Annotated in this window: 17 protein-coding genes; 13 read left to right on the forward strand and 4 right to left on the reverse strand. The window is 68.8% G+C overall.

Annotated features, from left to right (window positions below):
- Window positions 1–195: 195 nt before the first annotated feature.
- A complete protein-coding gene (locus tag ACYYG1_RS16545; RefSeq protein WP_461211442.1) occupies window positions 196–816 on the reverse strand; it encodes a LysE family translocator in 621 nt (206 codons plus the stop codon).
- A gap of 103 nt (window positions 817–919) precedes the next feature.
- Between ACYYG1_RS16545 and ACYYG1_RS16550 the strand changes: the two genes are divergently transcribed.
- From ACYYG1_RS16550 to ACYYG1_RS16580, 7 genes are all read left to right on the forward strand, one after another.
- A complete protein-coding gene (locus ACYYG1_RS16550; protein WP_461211443.1) occupies window positions 920–2,278 on the forward strand; it encodes an aminotransferase-like domain-containing protein in 1,359 nt (452 codons plus the stop codon).
- Between the two features lie 127 nt (window positions 2,279–2,405).
- On the forward strand, window positions 2,406–3,671 hold the full coding sequence (locus ACYYG1_RS16555) for a phenylacetate--CoA ligase family protein (RefSeq protein ID WP_461211444.1): 1,266 nt from the start codon (window positions 2,406–2,408) through the stop codon (window positions 3,669–3,671).
- Window positions 3,672–3,913: 242 nt separating this feature from the next.
- On the forward strand, window positions 3,914–5,110 hold the full coding sequence (locus ACYYG1_RS16560) for a ChaN family lipoprotein (protein ID WP_461211445.1): 1,197 nt from the start codon (window positions 3,914–3,916) through the stop codon (window positions 5,108–5,110).
- 7 nt (window positions 5,111–5,117) lie between these two features.
- Window positions 5,118–5,960: a bifunctional DNA-formamidopyrimidine glycosylase/DNA-(apurinic or apyrimidinic site) lyase gene (gene mutM / locus ACYYG1_RS16565; RefSeq protein ID WP_461211446.1), complete on the forward strand. Its 843-nt coding sequence runs from the start codon at window positions 5,118–5,120 to the stop codon at window positions 5,958–5,960.
- 131 nt (window positions 5,961–6,091) lie between these two features.
- Window positions 6,092–7,630: a murein biosynthesis integral membrane protein MurJ gene (gene murJ, locus ACYYG1_RS16570; protein ID WP_461211447.1), complete on the forward strand. Its 1,539-nt coding sequence runs from the start codon at window positions 6,092–6,094 to the stop codon at window positions 7,628–7,630.
- Between the two features lie 67 nt (window positions 7,631–7,697).
- Window positions 7,698–8,912 carry a phosphoserine phosphatase SerB gene (serB, locus tag ACYYG1_RS16575; RefSeq protein WP_461211448.1) on the forward strand — a complete coding sequence of 405 codons (1,215 nt, stop codon included), beginning with the start codon at window positions 7,698–7,700 and terminating at the stop codon, window positions 8,910–8,912.
- 36 nt (window positions 8,913–8,948) lie between these two features.
- Window positions 8,949–9,725 (forward strand): tRNA1(Val) (adenine(37)-N6)-methyltransferase, encoded by a 777-nt coding sequence (locus ACYYG1_RS16580; RefSeq protein WP_461211449.1) that lies wholly within the window; start codon window positions 8,949–8,951, stop codon window positions 9,723–9,725.
- Window positions 9,726–9,779: 54 nt separating this feature from the next.
- On the opposite strand, the gene ACYYG1_RS16585 is transcribed toward ACYYG1_RS16580, so the two are convergent.
- A complete protein-coding gene (locus tag ACYYG1_RS16585) occupies window positions 9,780–10,457 on the reverse strand; it encodes a CBS and ACT domain-containing protein (RefSeq protein ID WP_461211450.1) in 678 nt (225 codons plus the stop codon).
- Window positions 10,458–10,623: 166 nt separating this feature from the next.
- Here ACYYG1_RS16585 and larC point away from each other — a divergent pair, with 166 nt between their 5' ends.
- Window positions 10,624–11,337 (forward strand): nickel pincer cofactor biosynthesis protein LarC, encoded by a 714-nt coding sequence (gene larC / locus ACYYG1_RS16590; RefSeq protein WP_461211451.1) that lies wholly within the window; start codon window positions 10,624–10,626, stop codon window positions 11,335–11,337.
- A 176-nt stretch (window positions 11,338–11,513) separates the two neighbouring features.
- On the opposite strand, the gene ACYYG1_RS16595 is transcribed toward larC, so the two are convergent.
- Both ACYYG1_RS16595 and ACYYG1_RS16600 read right to left on the reverse strand, forming a co-directional pair.
- Complete coding sequence (locus tag ACYYG1_RS16595; protein ID WP_461211452.1) at window positions 11,514–12,755, reverse strand: peptidase U32 family protein; 1,242 nt, start codon at window positions 12,753–12,755, stop codon at window positions 11,514–11,516.
- A 16-nt stretch (window positions 12,756–12,771) separates the two neighbouring features.
- Entirely contained in the window at window positions 12,772–13,632 is an 861-nt protein-coding gene (locus ACYYG1_RS16600; RefSeq protein ID WP_461211453.1) for a PHP domain-containing protein, read from the reverse strand.
- A gap of 125 nt (window positions 13,633–13,757) precedes the next feature.
- Between ACYYG1_RS16600 and ACYYG1_RS16605 the strand changes: the two genes are divergently transcribed.
- From ACYYG1_RS16605 to ACYYG1_RS16625, 5 genes are all read left to right on the forward strand, one after another.
- Window positions 13,758–13,958 (forward strand): Trm112 family protein, encoded by a 201-nt coding sequence (locus ACYYG1_RS16605; RefSeq protein ID WP_461211454.1) that lies wholly within the window; start codon window positions 13,758–13,760, stop codon window positions 13,956–13,958.
- Between the two features lie 1,111 nt (window positions 13,959–15,069).
- Complete coding sequence (locus ACYYG1_RS16610) at window positions 15,070–15,483, forward strand: Hsp20/alpha crystallin family protein (RefSeq protein ID WP_461211455.1); 414 nt, start codon at window positions 15,070–15,072, stop codon at window positions 15,481–15,483.
- A 12-nt stretch (window positions 15,484–15,495) separates the two neighbouring features.
- Entirely contained in the window at window positions 15,496–15,861 is a 366-nt protein-coding gene (locus ACYYG1_RS16615) for an Hsp20/alpha crystallin family protein (RefSeq protein ID WP_461211456.1), read from the forward strand.
- A gap of 245 nt (window positions 15,862–16,106) precedes the next feature.
- Window positions 16,107–17,123 carry a glycosyltransferase gene (locus ACYYG1_RS16620; RefSeq protein ID WP_461211457.1) on the forward strand — a complete coding sequence of 339 codons (1,017 nt, stop codon included), beginning with the start codon at window positions 16,107–16,109 and terminating at the stop codon, window positions 17,121–17,123.
- 76 nt (window positions 17,124–17,199) lie between these two features.
- Window positions 17,200–18,042, forward strand: coding sequence for a TatD family hydrolase (locus ACYYG1_RS16625; RefSeq protein ID WP_461211458.1), 843 nt, complete (start codon window positions 17,200–17,202; stop codon window positions 18,040–18,042).
- Window positions 18,043–18,144: the final 102 nt, after the last annotated feature.

The raw sequence follows: 18,144 nt of genomic DNA on the forward strand, positions 1-18,144 counted from the left end.
AAGACAAGCCTTGGCGTTATCCATGGCTACAAGGGTGCGGTATCGCCTCCACTCCAAGAGGGGGGCAGGGGAGTGCAAAGGGGCCTGGGGGGCTCGCCCCCCGGCCCCTTTGCCAGCTGGTTCAAAAGCGTAAGCTTTTGAATCGGCTGTCTTCCATAAATCAAACTTTTCCAGCGCTACGCACTAAGAACACCCCTACCCAAGCACTCCTTCCGGAACCTGCGCCAACACCAACGACACCACCAACAACAACGCCAGCGTCAAATTGAACGCCCTCCGCCGGGGCGGACTTGTCAGAAACCGCCCGATGCTCACGCCCGCGAGCGCCCACAGCGAAAAGCACGGCGGCACGAACACCGTGAATATCCCCGCCATGACCAGCACCTGCGGCGCCATGGGCTCGCCCGGCACCGTGAACATGGACACCGCGCCCACGTACATCATCCAGCACTTGGGGTTCAGCCACTGGAAGAGCACGGCCTGCCAGAAGGTCAGGGGTCTGCCCGCGCCCCCCTGTCCGCCGCCGTCCACGTTCCCGTCGTAGTGCGCCACCTTCCAGGCCAGCCAGAGCAGATACAGCGACCCCGCCACGTTCAGACCCACGTGCGCCGGGGGCCAGGCCAGCATCACCTGGCCCAGGCCCAGGCCCACCAGGGTGCACATCACCGGAATGCTCGCCGTCGCTCCCAGGATGTGCGGCCATGCCGCGCGGTAGCCGTGGTTCGCGCCGGTGGCCGTGATGAGGATGTTGTTGGGGCCTGGGGTCACGGTCATGCCCAGGCAGAACAGGGCCAGGGGCAGCAGATTCTGGAACACGCGTCTCTCCTCGCGGGAATGTTCGCCCGGCGGCGGGATGCCGCCAGCTTCACCATCCCCATAGGATTGACACAATCTCGCGGTCAAAATATCAATTGTCACCATGACAATTCAGCTGCGCATCCCCACAGCGTCCCGGGACCCGAAATATTCCCTTATCGCCGATGCCATCGAGGAGGCCGTGGCCCAGGGCCGCCTCGCGCCGGGCCAGGCCCTGCCCACGCACCGGGCCCTGGCCGGGGAGTTGTCCGTCACCGTGGGCACCGTGACCCGCGCCTACGCCGAGGCCGCCCGGCGCGGGCTGGTGCGCGGCGAGCGCGGCCGGGGGACCTTCGTGTCCGCGCCCATCGAGGGCTTCGCGGGCCTGGGCAAGGACCAGGGCGTGGTGGACATGGGGCTGGCGGCCACCACCCATTCCCTGGGCCCGGCCCTGGCCGCCACCCTGGCGGACATGGCGCGGGACCCGAACCTCGCCGCGCTGCTTACGCGCCACGAGTCCCGGGGCCTTCCCCGCCACCGCGAGGCCGGGGCGCGCTGGGCCGGGCGTTTCCGATATCCGGCGCGCGCGGACGACGTGCTGGTCTGCGCCGGGGCGCAGCACGCCCTGTACACCTGCCTGGCCGGGTTGTTCTCCCCGGGGGACAAGGTGGCCGTGGAGGCCCTGACCTATCCCATGGTCAAGCCCATGGCCCAGCGCCTCTGCCTGACCCTGGTCCCCCTGCCCATGGACGAGGGCGGGCTCGTGCCCGAGGCCCTGGCTGAGGCCTGCGCGCGCGACCACGTGCGCGGGCTCTACACCATGCCCACGTGCAACAACCCCACCGTGGCGCGCATGCCCGAATACCGCAGGCACGAGGTGGCCGACGTCTGCCGCCGCCACGGGGTGCGCATCGTGGAGGACGACGTCTACGCCCTGGCCGTGGGCGCGTCCCTGCCGCCCCTGTCCGCCCTGGCCCCTGAGCTGGGGCACTTCATCGCCTCCACGTCCAAGGTGCTCTGCGACGGGCTGCGCGTGGCCTTTCTCTGCGTGCCGCCCGGGGCCGTGGCCAGCCTGGAGGCGGCCCTGGCCATGACTTCCTGGAAGGCCGCCGGGCTCATGGCCGAGATCGCCGCCCGCTGGATCGACGACGGCACGGCCGACGCCACCATCGAGGCCAACCACAAGGAGGCGCGCGTGCGCGTCAACCTGGCCCGGGACATCCTGGGCGCGGAGCGCCTGGCCGCGCGCGACACGGGCAGCTTCGTCTGGCTGCGCCTGCCGCCCGGCTGGGGCTCCGTGGACTTCGCCGAGGCCACGGCCCGGCGCGGGGCCGTGGTAGCTCATCAGGAGCATTTCGCCGTGGGCGCGACGCGCGGCGGGCAGGGCGTGCGCGTGTCCCTGTCCGGCGTGCGCGACCGCGCCGCCCTTGCCAGGGGGCTTGGCGTGCTCGCGGAAACATTGCGCCTGGGAGAAGGGAGATAATTGCGCGAGCCCCATTGCAACGGATTGAAATATATGATAATAATATTTTTTTCTTGCCTACACAGTCGCTCTTTGCTACACATGCTGGTCCCAACCTGGACAGTAGAATGTAATTGGAGATACCGACATGACCCGCAAAGACCGCACAGAAGGCATATTTTCCCGTCGCGAGGTGCTCGACGAGTCCGAGCGCAAGCAGTACTACGCCATCCAGCTCAAGGAACTGCTGACCTACGCCTACCGCTATTCCGAGGACGTGAAGAAGCGCTTTGACCGTGCCCAGTTCAACGTGGACAAGTTCAAGACCCTGGCCGACCTGAAGCACATCCCCATCCTCAAGAAAAAGGAACTCATCTTCCTGCAGTCCATGGGGCCGCGCCTGGGCGGGCTCCTGACCAAGGACCTCGGCGACCTGCGCCGGGTGTTCCTGTCCCCGGGCCCGATCTTCGACCCCGAGGACCGCACCGAGGACTACTGGGGCTGGACCGAGAGCTTCTACGCCGCGGGCTTCCGCACCGGCGACCTGGCCCAGGTGACCTTCAACTACCACCTGACCCCCGCGGGCCTGATGTTCGAGGAGCCCCTGCGCAAGCTGGGCTGCGCCGTGGTCCCGGCCGGGCCGGGCAACACCGCCACCCAGATGGACATCCTGCAGAAGCTCAGGGTCACCGGCTACGTGGGCACCCCCAGCTACCTTATGCACCTGGCCCAGAAGGCCGAGGAAGCGGGTTTGAACCTGCGCAAGGACCTCTATCTCGAAGTGGCCTTCGTCACCGGCGAGAAGTTCTCCGAAAAGCTGCGCACCACCCTGGAGAAGAAGTTCGACCTCATCATGCGCCAGGGCTACGGCACCGCCGACGTGGGCTGCATCGGCTACGAATGCTTCCACACCACGGGCCTGCACATCGCCAACCGCGCCTACGTGGAGATCTGCCATCCGGACACGGGCATCCCGCTCAAGGACGGCGAGGTGGGCGAGATCGTGGTCACGGCCTTCAACAAGACCTATCCCCTCATCCGTCTGGCCACCGGCGACCTGGGCTACATCGACCGCTCGCCCTGCCCCTGCGGCCGCACCTCCCCGAGGCTCGGCGGCATCGTGGGCCGCGTGGACACCACCACCCGCATCAAGGGCATGTTCGTGTACCCGCACCAGGTGGAGCAGGTCATGGCCCGCTTCGAGGAGATCAAGCGCTGGCAGATCGAGGTCACCAACCCCGGCGGCATCGACGAGATGACCCTCTACGTGGAGGCCAGCAACTTCAAGCGCGACGACGAGCTGCTGCATTACTTCCGCCAGCAGATCAAGCTGCGCCCCGAGCTCAAGGTCGTGGCCCCGGGCACGCTGCCGCCGCAGATTCGACCCATCGAAGACAAACGCAAGTGGGACTAACCCCAGACGGCCCATAGGCGCACGTCTGCTGCGTTGCTGCAAAGCGGGCAGACCCTCGCGTATTTGTATACGCGTCGGGCCTGCCCGCTTTTTGCGCCTTGCATCCGCACACCTCTGAGCCGTCTGGGGGGCTTGGGCTGGGGCGGGGCGGAGGGGAAGCAGGGGAGAGGGGAAGCGGGTTGTGCCCTGAGGGGGTTCCCGCTAGGATGGATTGGATGAATCCTCAGTGTGACTCAATCAAGATGCTGAAAGTTTCTACGCTGCTGCGTCTGCTGGCCGTGGGCCTTGCCTTTGCCCTGGCCGGATGCGCCGGGGGCCCCATGCCCAGACCTATGCGGGACGTGTTGCCCGGCGAGATATTCGCTCCCAAGGGGCAGGTGCAGACCCTGGAAAGCGTGGCCCGGGCCGCTCGGGGCGCGGACTACGTGCTCCTCGGCGAGGGGCATGCCGTGGCCTGCGACCATCTGGTGCAGGCCGACGTGCTGCGGGCCGTGGCGCGCGCGGGGATGTCGCCCGCCCTCGGGCTGGAAATGGTCTCCGTGGACCGCCAGCCCGTGCTGGACCGCTTCAATGCCGGGGAGCTGGACCTGGACGGGCTGCGCGACGCGCTGGACTGGGACAAGACCTGGGGCCACGCCTTTTCCGGGTACGCGCCCGTGCTGCGCGTGGCGCGTGAGGCGGGGGTGCCGCTCGTGGCCCTGAACGTGCCCCGCCGCGTGGTGCGCGCCGTGTCCGAGGGCGGGCTCGAAGCCGTGGCCCCGGAGGACAGGGCGCAGGCGCCCCCGGAAATCCTGCCGCCTCCGGACGGGCAGCGCGAGTCCCTGCGCGAGGAGTTCGCCATGCATCGCGAGCTCATGGCCCCCAAGGATGCCGAATCCAAGGAAGCCGAGCACGCGTCCGCCCTGCGCCTGGAGCGTTTCCTCCAGGTGCAGTCCCTGTGGGACACGGCCATGGCCGAGGGCGCCGTGGCCGCGCGCAGGCTCGGTTCCCCCGTGGTGGTGCTCGTGGGCGCCGGGCACGTGGAATACGGCTGGGGCCTGGCCCACAGGCTGAAGTCCCTGGACCCGGGCGCCAAGGTCCTGTCCCTGGTCCCCTGGCGCGGGCTGGACGACCCGGATTATGCGGCCGCCGATCTGCTCTTCTACTGCGCGCTGACCAATTCCTCGCGCCTGGGCTTCGAGCTGCGGCTGTTGCCCGGCGCGGCGGAGGTGCTGTCCGTGGCCCCGGGCACCAAGGCCGAGGCCGCCGGGTTCCGGCCCGGGGACGCCATCGTCGCGGCCCAGGGCGAGGCCGTCCAGGACCTCTGGGTGCTGCACAAGGCCGCCGTGCGCGCCAAGCGCGACGGCAAGCCCCTGGAATTCTCCGTGCGCCGGGGCGAGGCCCTGTTGACCCTGACCGTCCCCCTGACCCCCGACCCCATGGATTCTGGAAAGGAATAGCGCCTCCATGCCCGAACTGCCCGAAGTGGAGACCATCGCCAGGGGCCTGGACGCGGACCTGGCGGGCGCGGAATTCAGCGCCGTGGAAGTCCTGGACGCCAGCGCCGTGTCCTCGGGCGACGGGGCCCTCTGCCTTGCGGACCTGCCCCCGGCCTTGGCGGGCGCGCGGGTGCTGCGCGCCTGGCGGCGGGGCAAGGTCCTGGTGCTGGACCTGGCGCGGCCGAGAAACGGCGTCCTGCATCTCTGCTTCCACCTGCGCATGACCGGGCGGCTCACCGTGGAGGCCCCGGGCCAGGCCGCGAGGCCGCACACGCGCATCGTCTTTTCCCTGGCCGACGGCCGCTCCCTGCTCTTCGGGGACGTGCGCCGCTTCGGCTCCTGCCGGGCCATGGCCCCCGGCGACCTGCCGCGCTGGAAGTTCTGGGCCTCCCTCGGGCCCGAGCCCCTGGAGATGGGCGCGGCGGAGTTCGCGGACCGCCTGGCCGGGCGCAGGGCGCGGACCAAGGCCCTGCTCCTGGACCAGTCCGTGGTGGCGGGCGTCGGCAACATCTACGCAGACGAGTCCCTGTTCCGCGCGGGCATCCGGCCGGATACGCGCGCGGATACGGTGCCGCGCAAGCGGTTGCTGGGGCTGCACGCAGCGCTCGTGGAGGTGCTCAAGGAGGCCATCGCGGCCAACGGCTCGTCCATCAGCGACTACGTCAACGCCCACGGCGACGCCGGGGCCTTTCAGAACGATTTCAGGGTCTACGGCCGCGCCGGGCGGCCATGCAGGATTTGCAAGACACCGCTCTCCCGGCGTACAGTGGCGGGCCGCACCAGCGTGTTCTGCGAGAAGTGCCAGAAGTAGGGCGGTTGTAAGGAAGAGCCGGGGGAAGGGGAGGCCCTTTTTGGAAAAAGGGCCTCCCCTTCCCCCGGACCCCCATCCCCTCTCCAAAAACTTTTGTTTGGGGTGGGTTATTGTCCTCACGTGGAGCGTGGATGAACAGCCATAGCCGGGTTATCGCCAAGAACGCCGCCGTGGTGGCCGGGGCCACCCTGGCCTCGCGCATCCTGGGCTTTCTGCGGGACCTGATCATCGCCTTCGCCCTGGGCGCGGGGCCGTTGGCCGACGCGTTCTTCGTGGCCTTCCGCCTGCCCAACCTGCTCAGGCGGCTGTTCGGCGAGGGCTCCCTGACCATGGCCTTCGTGCCCGTGTACACCCGCATCCGCGAGGAGGACGGCGAGCCCGAGGCCCACGCCCTGGCGCGCAGCATGCTCTTCTGGCTGCTGGTCATCCTGGGCGTCCTGACCCTGTGCGCCGGATTCCAGGCGCGGCCACTGGTGTTCCTGGTGGCCCCGGGCTTCGCCGACGATCCGGCCCTGGTGGCCACCACAGCCGACCTGGTGCGCATCTGCTTCCCGTACATCGTGTTCATCTCCGGCGTGGCCCTGTGCATGGGCGTTCTCAACGCCTCGGGCCGCTTCCTGGCCCCGGCTTTGGCCCCCTGCGCCCTGAACGTGGTGCTCATCGCCTCGGCCCTGGCGGGCGTCTGGCTGGGGCTCAGCGTGCCCCACTGCCTGGCCTGGGGCGTGCTCCTGGCCGGGCTCTGCCAGTGGCTGTTGCAGCAGCCGTCCCTGCGCGGGGCCGGGTTCTCCTGGCGCGGGCCGTGGTCGCCCCGGCATCCCGGGGTGGGGCGCACCGCGCGGCTCATGCTGCCCACGGTGTTCGGCGCGGCCGTGTACCAGATCAACATCGTCATCGGTACGGTGCTGGCCTCCTTCCTGGCCGGGGGCAGCATCTCCTATCTGTATTACGCGGACCGGCTGGTGCAGTTCCCTCTGGGCGTGTTCGGCGTGGCCGTGTCCACGGCCGCCCTGCCCAGCCTCTCCGCCCTGGCCGCGCGCGGCGAGATGGACGACTTCCGCGAGACCCTGGACGGCGGTCTGCGCCTGACCCTGTTCATCAGCCTGCCCGCGGCGGCCGGGCTCATCGCCCTGTGCCAGCCCGTGGTGGCGCTGCTCTTCGGGCGCGGGGCCTTCGGGCCGGAGGCCGTGTCCGCCACGGCCTGGGCCCTGGTGGCCTACGGCGCGGGCCTGCCCGCCTTCGCGGCGGTGCGGCCCCTGGTCTCGGCCTACTACGCCCTGGGCGACACGCGCACCCCGGTCAAGGCCGCCGTGGTCAGCCTGCTCATCTACGTGGCCTGCGCCCTGACCCTGATGTTTCCCCTGGAACACGTGGGGCTGGCCCTGGCCACGTCCCTGTCCTCCTGGGGCAACGCGGCGCTGCTGCTCCTGGGCCTGCGCCGCCGTTTCGGGGCCTGGGCCTCCTGCGGCCGACAGGCCCTGCTGTACGCGGCCATGTCCCTGGCCCTGGGCCTCGCGGCCTGGTTCACGCGCGGCATGGGCCCCTGGGCCGTGGCCCTGATCCCGGCCTGGGTCCTGGCCTACGCCCTGGCCGCACTGGCCCTGCGCGTGCCCGAGGCGGGCTTGGTGTACGGGGCCCTGAAGCGCCGTGCGGCCCGGCGGCGGGGGGCCTGATTCCGGCCTTTGCAAGCGGCCGGAAACCGGGTAAACAGGGGCGCATGTCGATTCACGAGAGGTTTTCATGTCCGAGATTTTTCTGATCAAGGTTTCCGGCGAAGACAAGCCGGGCATTCTGAACCGCATTACCGACACCCTGGCCCTGTACAGCGTCAGCGTCCTGGACATCGGCCAGGCCGTGATCCACAACACCCTGTCCCTGGGGCTGATCATCAACATCCCCGAGGAGCAGGGCACCGCCCCCATCCTCAAGGACCTGCTCTACGCGGCCAACGCCATGGACGTTGAGCTGCGCTTTTCCCCCGTGACCGTAGAGCGCCACGAGGAATGGGTCGGGGCGCAGGGGCGCAAGCGCTACATCGTCACGCTGCTCTCCCGTTCCCTGGGCGCGGCCCAGGTGGCCCGGGTGGCGGGCGTGATCACCGCTGCGGGCCTGAACATCGATTTCGTGAACCGCCTTTCGGGCCGGGTCTCGGTGCTGCACCCCGAGGACACCCCCCGGGCCTGCGTGGAATTTTCCGTGCGCGGCGTGCCCGGCGACATCGCCGCCCTGCGCTCGGAGTTCATGGCCATCACCTCGGAAATGGGCGTGGACATCTCCTTCCAGGAGGACAACGTCTACCGCCGCAACCGCAGGCTGGTGGCCTTCGACATGGACTCCACCCTGGTCCAGGCCGAGGGCATCGACGAGTTGGCCCGGCGCGCCGGGGTGGTGGACAAGGTGGCGGCCATCACCGAGGCGGCCATGCGCGGCGAGCTGGACTTCAAGCAGAGCCTCACCGAGCGCGTGGCCCTCTTGAAGGGCCTGGACGCCTCCGTGATGGAGGAGGTGGCCGAGGCCATGCCCTTCACCGAGGGCGCCGAGCGCCTGGTGCGCACCCTCAAGAAGCTGGGCTACAAGGTGGCCATCCTCTCCGGCGGGTTCACCTATTTCGGCGAGCGCCTGCGCGAGAAGTGGGGCGTGGATTACGTCTACGCCAACGAGCTGGAGATCGAGGACGGCCGCCTCACGGGCCGCGTGAAGGGCCAGATCGTGGACGGCAAGCGCAAGGCCGACCTCCTGACCAGCATCGCGAAAAAGGAAGAGATCAGCCTGCAGCAGGCCGTGGCCGTGGGCGACGGGGCCAACGACCTGCCCATGCTGGGCGTCGCGGGCCTGGGCATCGCCTTCCACGCCAAGCCCGTGGTGCGCAAGGGCGCGCGCCAAGCCATCTCCACCATGGGCCTGGACGGGGTGCTCTACCTCCTGGGCCTGCGCGACCGCGAGGCCGTGGAGTAGGCCAAGCCGGGTAGCCCCGAGAGCGAGGAGGACCCCGTGCCCCAGGCTTCAGCCCAGGACGGCGGCGAGGTCCGCGCCTATTTCCCCCGGGGGCTTGTCCAGCCCTCGGCGGGGTTCCGTTTTTCCCTGGATTCGTTGCTCCTGGCCTGCTTCGCGCGGCCGGGCGGAGCTTCCCGCGTCCTGGACCTGGGCGCGGGCTGCGGCGTGGTGGGCCTGGGGCTCATGCTGCGCCCGGACGGGGACGGCCTGCACGTCACCGGCCTGGACGCGGACCCGGAGATGACGGCCTGCGCCCGGGACAACGCCGCGCGCCTGGGGCTGGCCGAACGCTACGCGGCCCTGCACGGCGACGTGGCCGTCGCGCGCGAACACGCCGACCTCGTTCCCGAATCCTTCGACCTCGTGGTCTGCAATCCCCCGTACCGCGCCCCCGGCACGGGGCGGCGGCCTCCGGACCCGGGGCGCGACGCGGCCCGCTTCGAGGCCTCGGCCCCCATCGCAGCCTTTGTGGACGCGGCGGCCCTGCTGTTGGCCAACCGCCGCCGCGCGGCCTTCATCGGCCTGCCCGAGCGCCTGCCCGAGCTGCTGGCGGACATGGCGGCCCGCCGCCTGTCGCCCAAACGCCTGCTCTGCGTGCATTCCCGCGCGGACGAGCCCGCGCGCCTGGCCCTGGTGGAGGCCGTGAAGAACGGCGGGCCGGGCCTCGTGGTGGAGCCGCCCCTGGTGCTCTACGAGGGGCGCGGGGAGGAGAGCCGCCTGAGCGCATCCGCCCTGGCTTTTTGCCCTTTTCTCGCCTGCAACGCCCGGGCATGAAAAAGCCGCCGCCCCGAGGGGCGGCGGTCTGTACCATCGCGGTCCGCTGTGTTCTCAGATCAGGGGCTGGTGCGCCTCGTCGCGCGCGGTGTACAGCACCTTGTACTTGGCCTTGAGCTCGTCGAGCATGGTCTTCTGCAGGGCCCGGTCCATGTCGTGGAGGCGGATGAACACGTGGCGCGTGGCCGCGCCCTCGGGCTCGAAGGCCGTGAGGATGCTCATGATCCGGCAGTTGCGCTCGTTGAGGAAGGCCACCAGCTCGCCCAGAGTGCCCTGCTCGTCGGGCAGGTCCACGGCGAACTGCAGGCCGCCGTGCAGCACGCCGGTGATGGTCACCAGCACCTTGAGCACGTCGGACTGGCTGATGATGCCCACCAGCTTGCCGGTTTCGTCCACCACGGGCAGCCCGCCGATCTTGTGGTCCATCATCAGGACGGCGGCCCGCTCCACGGAGTCGTTGGGGCCGATGGTCACCAGGTTGGTGGACATGATGTCCTTCACCTTGATTTCCGAGAGCAGGTAGTACAGCTCGTGCACGTCCAGGGTCGTTGCCTTGGAGGGCGAGGCCTCCTTGATGTCGCGGTCCGTGACGATGCCCACGAGCACCCCGTCCTCGTCCACCACGGAGAGCCCGCGCACGCGCTTGTCCTTCATGATCTTGGACGCGCGCATCATGGACGTTTCAGGGGTGGCGGTGTAGGGATCCTTCGTCATCCAGTTGCCGATGAGCATATCGCGAACCTCCTTTACTTGGCCGCTGGCCGGGGCCCGGCGGCTCTGCCTTGCGGATTGGAACACAACGGGCTATGTGATCGACGCACGACCACTTGACTATAACTTCGCATACGTACAGCCGTTTTTCAACACCAATTACGCCCGATCGGGTATGGAGCAACCAATGGCCGAATTGTTCGTGGATTGCAGGCAGGGCATGGGCGGGGACATGTTCCTGGCCGCCCTGGCCGACCTGGGATTGGACTTGGCCCCCCTGGCCGCAGCCCTGGAGCGCGCGGGCGTGCCCGTGGAGCTCGACGCGCCCGTGGTGCGCGTGAACGGGTTCGGCGGGCGCAGGCTCGACGTGGGCGCGGCCGCGTCCCAGCCCCTGCGCCACCTTTCGGACATCCTGGCCATTATCGGTTCTCTGGATTTGAACCCGGCGGTGCGCGAGCGCTCGGCCCGGGCCTTCCAGCGCCTGGGCCAGGTGGAGGCCGAGGCCCACGGCATTCCCCTGGAAAAGGTCCACTTCCACGAGGTGGGCGCCGTGGACACCCTGGTGGACGTGGTGGGCGCGTTCTACGGGTTGGACGCCCTGGGCGTGACCTGGGTGGTCTGTTCGCCCCTGCCCTGGTTCACGGGCTTCGTGGACTGCGCCCATGGCCGCCTGCCCCTGCCCGCGCCGGCCACCCTGCGCCTGATGGAGGGCAAGCCCGTGTTCTCCACCCACTACGAGGTGGAGCTGCTCACGCCCACGGGCGCGCTGGTCCTGGACCAGGTGGCCGACGAATTCGGCGCGGGCCCCAGCGGCACCATCAAGGCCACGGGCCGGTCCTTCGGCAACCACGACCTGGGCTCCGAGACCTTCGGGCTGCGCCTGGTCCTTGTCGAGCCTTGACCAGACTGCCCCAACACGCACGATTGCTGCGTTGCTGCGGAAAATTCAAACCCTCGCGTACGGGGAGTACGCGTCGGTCTTGAATTTTCCTTGCGCCTTGCACTCGCACATTTTGGAACAGTCTGAAATATAGGTGTTTTCTGAGGGAAGGGCTGCCTTGGCGGCCTTCTTGATCATCAAGACCGCAGGTAGAGTTTTTCGCGGATTTCTCTGGACTCGGTGCGCAGCACGGCCGTGACGCCGGAATGCGCCCGGTCCAGGGCTTCGCCCTGCGGGTTCTCCAGGCGGTAGTCCCGGGCGGCCAGCCGGGGGCGTTCGAGGCCCGGCCGCATCACGACCAGGGGCTCGGACGCGTCCAGGCGGTGCCGCACGGCCAGCTCCCAGGCATCGTCCCCCAGGCGGCGCGTGACCCGCGCCACGACGGGCCGCGGGGCTTCGGCCCTCGGGTAGGTCCTGCTCCGGCCGCCGGGCAGGAAGAACCCGGTGCCCAGGGGCCGCGAGGCCGTGTTGGCCAGTTCGGCGAGATACAGGGTTGGGCGGAAGGTCCCGGCGCGCAGGTCCTTGAGGGCCGTGGCGTAGGCGTCCACCACGTGGGCCAGGTAGCCGCCGGACTTCATGCGGCCCTCGATCTTCAGGGCGGCGAGCCCGGTGCGCGCGGCCCAGGCCAGGTACTTCACCAGGCAGAGGTCCTCGGTGGCGAAGATCGCCGTGTGGTCCTCCCCCTGCACGGCCTCCCAGGTGTCGTCCCCCTGCCGCAGCTCCTCCTCGAAGCGCACGGCCGTGGGCCGATAGCGGAAGCGGCAGGGATGGGTGCACAGACCCTGGTTGGCCGAGCGCCCGGTGAGCGAGGCCGAGAGCAGGCAGCGCCCGGACACGGCCATGCACTGGGCCCCGTGCACGAACATCTCCAGCTCCACGTCCGCCCCTGTTTCCCGCAGTTCCCGGGCCATGCCCGCCACCCCGCGCATGGACAGCTCCCGCGCCAGGTTCACGCGCGAGGCCCCGGCCGCGCGCCAGAAGGCGGCGGCAGCGGCGTTGGCCGTGTTGGCCTGGGTGGAGAGGTGCAGGGGCATGCGTGGCAGGCGTTCGCGCGCCAGGGCCAGGACCCCGGGGTCGGCCACGATCAGGGCGTCGGGCCGGGAAGGGCCGTCCATGTCCGCCAGCCGTTCCAGGGCCTCGCGCACCAGGGGCGTCTGCTCCTGGCCGGGCAGGGCGTTGAGGCAGGCGTAGGCCCGCGCCCCGGCCGCGTGGGCCTGGGCCGCGCCCCGGGCCAGGCCGTCCCAGGAAAAGCCCGCGTCCGGCGCGCGCAGGTTCAGGATCGGGCCAGCCAGATACACGGCGTCGGCCCCGTAGGCCAGGGCCGTGTCCAGCTTCTCGGCGTTGCCCGCGGGGGCCAGGAGTTCGGGAAAAATAGTCATGGGTCCGCGCGGGCGGCTACGCGGGCAGGCCCTGGGCCGCGCGTCGCTCGCGCATGGCCGTGAGCAGGGCGTAGGGCACGTGCAGGCCGCCCCGGCCCCGCCCCAGGGAAATATCCGGCTTCACCGAGCCGTGGAAGTCCGACCCGCCAGAGACCAGCAGGTCCAGGCGTTCGGCCAGGGCCAGGTACTTCTCGGTCATGGTCCGGGTATGCTCGGTGTAGTGGGCCTCGATGCCGTCCAGGCCCATCTCCTTGAGCTCGGCCACGGCGCGCTCCTCGGCCTCGCCGTCCAGGTCCAGGGTGTAGGGGTGGGCCAGGATCACGGTGGCCCCTTCCTCCTTGAGCAGGGTCAGGGCCTTTTCCGGGCTGAATTTGTCCTTGGGCAGGTAGGCGCGGCCCTTTTGCCCCAAATAGACGTCGAAGGCGTTCTGGATGCTCGTGGCCGCACCGGCCTCCACGATGGCCCGGGCGATGTGCGGGCGGCCCACCGTGCCCTCGCCCGCGATCTCCAGGATGCGTTCGTAGGTCACGTCCAGGCCCAGTTCCTGGAGCTTGGCCGCGATGCGCTCGTTGCGGTTGGCGCGGCGGTCGCGCAGGTATTGCATGCCCGCCTCGAGCCTTTCGGGCCATTCCGGCAGGAACAGCCCCACGATGTGCATGAAGCCCGTGTCCCAGTTCACGGACAGTTCGCAGCCCGGAATGACCTCGATGTCCACCTCCCGGCCCATGGCCATGGCCTCGGGCAGCCCGTCCACGGTGTCGTGGTCCGTGAGGGCCAGGGCGCGCAGGCCGCTGCGTTTGGCCAGAGCCACAAGTTCGCCCGGGGGCAGGGTGCCGTCGGACACGGTGGAGTGGGTGTGCAGGTCGATGCCGGGCATGAAGTCTCCTTGGTTGGCTTGCAATGCGCCTCGTCTCTTGTGCTAGGGGATGCGAGGGGCGGGTGTCAATGTTCTTGAGGGCCGGGGGCAAAGCGGCTATGGTCCCGGTGACAAGGAGGACGACCATGACCCTGAACAAGGACCTGTTGGATATCCTGGCCTGCCCCAAGTGCAAGGGCGAGATTCGTCTCCTGCCCGCCGAGGACGGGCTGCATTGCCCGGCCTGCGCGGTGGTGTATCCCATACAGGATGATATTCCGGTGATGCTCGTGGAGGAGGCGGTTCCCGAGGGCGAATGGCCCGGGGGCGTGCCGCAAGGCGAGTAGTTGAGTTTTTTTGGAAGATAGGGCCCGGAGTGGTTGCTCCGGGCCTTTTTTGTGTCGTGGCGCAAAACCACTTGTGCCCTCCCTCCCGCCCACCGCGTTCCCTCGCGGGTAGGGCGTTGGTTTGTCGGGAATGATGGGGGAGGTGACGCGGCCGCGCCCCATGCGGGTACGGGGGGCTTCGCTTTTCTGATTACCATCACAGCGCTGCGCCCCCCGTACCCGCATGGGGCGCTGGGAAGTCGCGGTGGTGCGGTCCCTCAGTGATTCTTCCCCTCGTGTCGCGGCACAGGTGATGCCGCTCCGTCGCACGAGCCCGGCTTCGCTTCGCTGATTACCATCACAGCCGCTACGCCGGGCAGCGCGCCGGGGCTTGGGGAGTTCCGGAGGGCGGGACGCAAGCAGTGCGGCGGCACGGGGCAAGGACTGCGGCCGGACACCGCATGCTGTCTGATCCTGCCCCTCATCCGTTTAACGCCCAAGCTCATCAGCCAATATCATCGGCGCACATCCATACCCACCCCGCAAATCGGGACCGTAAAGCGAATTCCCGGGCGTACCGTGTAGCCCGAGGAATTACGCAGGGACCGCCTGCAACCTCGACGTCATGGCCCTTCGGCCCGCCTCTTCCAGCAACCCGCCTGTCGGACGCACATGCCCACCCCCTGCATCGGGGCGATAGGGGCGACGCGGAGGCGTATCGCGTAGCCCCGCCAAAGCCCCTGCCCCGCCGACACGCACGACCTTCAAGCGACGACATGCCTTGGCGTTCCCCAAAAGTACCATTGGCCCGGTAACGCCCTCGCCCCAAAAGGGGGGCAGGGGAGTGCAGAGGGGCCTGGGGGGCTCGCCCCCCGGCCCCTTTGCCAGCTGGTTCAAAAGCGCAAGCTTTTGAACCAGCTGTCCCACCCGGAACAGTATCTCCACAGTGTCCAAGCGACAAAAAAAGCACGACCAATTGTACCGCCGTGTCTCTCCCCCGCCCGGCCGAAGGCAAATCCCATCTCGTTATCCACATGGGGAAAAAGTCCCCCCCACCTACCTTGACAAGCCCTTCCCCCTGTTTATCGTTTATCTCGAAAACAAAACCATTCCGTTCACGGAGGTATGAATCATGGTGATTGATTTTGGTTCTTTCTACGAGGTCCCGCGCCACTGGGACCAGCTGATGGAGGAGTTCTTCGGTCCTTCCAGCCTGAGCCAGCGCCGCTTCGCCTACCCTCCCTTGAACATCGGCGAAAGCGACGACGCGGTGCGCGTGAGCGCCCTGATACCGGGCCTGGGTTTGGAGGACATCGAACTGACCCTGACCCACAAGACCCTGGTCATCAAGGGCGAGCGCAAGGCTCCGGAAGGCAAGTACTTCCGCCAGGAGCGCCCGGCCGGGCCGTTCCAGAGGATCATTTCCCTGAACGTGCCCGTGGACCGCGACAGGGTCACGGCCACCCTGAAGAACGGCATCCTGGACATCGTGCTGCCCAAGGCCGAGGCCGTGCGCCCCAAGAAGATCGACATCGCAATTTCATAGGAGGTAGGCGCCATGAGCAACGAAATCAGCAAGACCGAAACCGCGCTGCCCCGCCACAGGCAGCCGTCGGACATCATCGAGCGCGAGGACGGGTTCCACATCTTCATGGACATGCCCGGGGTGCCCAAGGAGGGCCTGGTCATCGACCTGAAGGAGAACGAACTGGTCGTCTCGGGCCGCTCCGAGGTGCTCACGGGCGGAGAGGACAAATTCCTGGAACTGGAGTTCGGGGACGTGGACTACCGCCGGGCTTTCAAGCTCTCGGACACCGTGGACAGCGACGGCATCAAGGCCCACCTGGACAACGGCGTGCTGGAACTGTTCCTGCCCAAGGCCGAGAAGGTCGCGCCCAAGCGCATCGAGATCCTCGCCGGTTGACCCGGCGCGTCCAGCGGAACAAGTTGTAAGGGCCGCTCCCACCGGGGGCGGCTCTTTTGTTTCCGCATCTTGCCTGGAGGCGGGTTGAAGGAAGTCCTTCCCCATCAGGCCGTTCAGGAGGTGTGAGATGCGAGGACGCGCAAAAATCCAGGACGCGCAGTGTGTTGTGGGCATGCATAAGCGGTCTGGATTTTTGCGCTGACGAAGCGGATTGCACTTTCTGGACGGCTTGTTAGAGTGCCCGCATGTCGCGCACCTACATCTTCATGCCGCCGCTGGCCAAGGCCACGGGCGGAACCCACGTCCTGCACCAGGTGGCCGCGCATCTGCACGCGGCCGGGCGCGAGGTGGCCCTGGTGGTCCGCGAGGGCGGGCACGAGGGGCCTGTGCTGTCCCGGGACGTGCCCGTGGTGCCCTGGGACGAGATGCGCCTGACGCCTGACGACATCTGGCTGGTGCCCGAGGGCTGGGTCAACGCCCTGGCCCCGGGGCTCAAGGCCGAGGCCCGCACCCTGGTCTACGTGCAGAACTGGGCCTATGTGTTTTCCGCCCTGCCCCAGGGCGTGGCCTGGGACCAGCTGGACGTGTCCTTTGTGGCCGTGTCCGAGCCCGTGGCCTGGTACCTGCGCTTGGCCCTTGGCGAGGACGCGCCGGTCCTGCGCCCGGGCATCGACCTGGACCTGTTTTTCCCGGCCCCGGAGCCGCCCCCCGCCTCGCCCGTGCGCGTGGCCTACATGCCGCGCAAGAACAAGGCCCTGGCCGCCCAGGTGCGGGCCGTGCTGGAGGCCCGCGCCCCGCGCAGCCCGTCCGACGCCCGGGTCCAGTGGGTGGAGATCCACGGCCTGGACCAGGCGGGCGTGGCCCGTGCCCTTGCCGGTTCGCATCTGTTCTTGGCCATGGGCTACCCCGAGGGCTGCCCCCTGCCGCCCCTGGAGGCCATGGCCTGCGGCTGCCCGGTGGTGGGCTTCGCCGGGCTCGGGGGCTTCGACTACATGCGCCAGGCCCACGGCGAGATGGGTGACGTGGCCGGGGCCGCGCGCCCCTGGTGCCCCCTGCGCGAGACGCCCTGGGGCGGCAACGGGCTCTACGCGGCGGACGCCGACGTGGCCGCAGCGGCCCTGGCCCTGGAGCGGGCCGTGGCCTGGGCGGCGCAGGGAGCCCCGCAATACGCGGCCATGCGCCAAGCCGCCCTGGAAACGGCCCGGGCCTACGGCCTGGACGAGCAGCGCAAGGCTGTGCTGGAGCTCTGGGATCGGTTCTAGCCTCGGCGGACCTCGTTTTTCATCCGCCCGCGCCCGGCGCGGGCGTTTTCATGGAATGGATCAAGGAACGTTTATCATGAGCAAGAAGCGCAAGACGCCCCGCCAGGAGCCCGAGACCCTGGGCCTGCCCTCGGGCGGGGTGGAAACCCACGCGCATTTGGACCTGGAGAATTACGCCGAGGACCTCGATACCGTGCTCGCGCGCGCGGCGGCCTGCGGGGTTTCGCGCATCGGGCAGGTCTTCCTGGGGCCCGAGGCCTACGCGCGCGGGCGGGACCTGTTCGCCGGGCGTCCCGGGATATTCTTCATCCTGGGTGCGCATCCCCACGATGCCGGGACCTGGGACGGGGAGACCCGCGAGGCCGTGGCCCGGGCCTTTGCCGAGGACTCCCGGATCAAGGCTCTGGGCGAGATCGGCCTGGACTATCATTACGACTACGCCCCGCACGACGTGCAGCGCGCGGTGTTCGCCGAACAGCTGGACCTGGCCCGGGAACTGGGCGTGCCCGTGGTCATCCATTCCCGCGAGGCCTGGGATGACTCCTTCGAGGTCCTGGAGGAGCGGGGGTTCGCGGGGCGGCCGCTCCTCTGGCATTGTTTCGGCGGGGAGGAGCGCTGGATGCGGCGCGTGGTGGACAACGGCTGGTACCTGTCCATCCCCGGGGCCGTGACCTGGAAGGGCATGGACGAGTTGCGCGAGGCCGTGGCCGCCGCGCCCCTGGAGCGGCTGGTGCTGGAGACGGACAGCCCGTTCCTGGCCCCGGACCCCTGGCGCGGGAAGCGCAACGAGCCCGCGTTCATCGGCTTTACGGCCCAGGCCGTGGCCGAGGTCCGGGGCATGGCTTCCGCCGACCTCTGGCTCGCCGCTGCGGCCAACGCCGAACGATTTTTCGGCCTTCAGGACACGGGCGAATTGTAATCCCTCCGTGTAAGAGAAAAAATAAGGGGCTGTCCTAGCTAAGAGTTCAGCTTACAGTTAGGATGGCTCCATGTACGAGAGGAAGAGTCGGCTCAGTATTCA

This window comes from Desulfocurvus sp. DL1XJH-121, assembly GCF_054819825.1.

Excerpts from the sequence above, each read along its gene's own strand:
- ACYYG1_RS16550 (WP_461211443.1), top strand. The coding sequence starts at position 920 with ATGACAATTCAGCTGCGCATCCCCACAGCGTCCCGGGACCCGAAATAT.
- ACYYG1_RS16555 (WP_461211444.1), top strand. The coding sequence starts at position 2,406 with ATGACCCGCAAAGACCGCACAGAAGGCATATTTTCCCGTCGCGAGGTG.
- ACYYG1_RS16560 (WP_461211445.1), top strand. The coding sequence starts at position 3,914 with ATGCTGAAAGTTTCTACGCTGCTGCGTCTGCTGGCCGTGGGCCTTGCC.
- mutM (WP_461211446.1), top strand. The coding sequence starts at position 5,118 with ATGCCCGAACTGCCCGAAGTGGAGACCATCGCCAGGGGCCTGGACGCG.
- murJ (WP_461211447.1), top strand. The coding sequence starts at position 6,092 with ATGAACAGCCATAGCCGGGTTATCGCCAAGAACGCCGCCGTGGTGGCC.
- serB (WP_461211448.1), top strand. The coding sequence starts at position 7,698 with ATGTCCGAGATTTTTCTGATCAAGGTTTCCGGCGAAGACAAGCCGGGC.
- ACYYG1_RS16585 (WP_461211450.1), bottom strand. The coding sequence starts at position 10,457 with ATGCTCATCGGCAACTGGATGACGAAGGATCCCTACACCGCCACCCCT.
- larC (WP_461211451.1), top strand. The coding sequence starts at position 10,624 with ATGGCCGAATTGTTCGTGGATTGCAGGCAGGGCATGGGCGGGGACATG.
- ACYYG1_RS16595 (WP_461211452.1), bottom strand. The coding sequence starts at position 12,755 with ATGACTATTTTTCCCGAACTCCTGGCCCCCGCGGGCAACGCCGAGAAG.
- ACYYG1_RS16600 (WP_461211453.1), bottom strand. The coding sequence starts at position 13,632 with ATGCCCGGCATCGACCTGCACACCCACTCCACCGTGTCCGACGGCACC.
- ACYYG1_RS16605 (WP_461211454.1), top strand. The coding sequence starts at position 13,758 with ATGACCCTGAACAAGGACCTGTTGGATATCCTGGCCTGCCCCAAGTGC.
- ACYYG1_RS16610 (WP_461211455.1), top strand. The coding sequence starts at position 15,070 with ATGGTGATTGATTTTGGTTCTTTCTACGAGGTCCCGCGCCACTGGGAC.
- ACYYG1_RS16615 (WP_461211456.1), top strand. The coding sequence starts at position 15,496 with ATGAGCAACGAAATCAGCAAGACCGAAACCGCGCTGCCCCGCCACAGG.
- ACYYG1_RS16620 (WP_461211457.1), top strand. The coding sequence starts at position 16,107 with ATGTCGCGCACCTACATCTTCATGCCGCCGCTGGCCAAGGCCACGGGC.
- ACYYG1_RS16625 (WP_461211458.1), top strand. The coding sequence starts at position 17,200 with ATGAGCAAGAAGCGCAAGACGCCCCGCCAGGAGCCCGAGACCCTGGGC.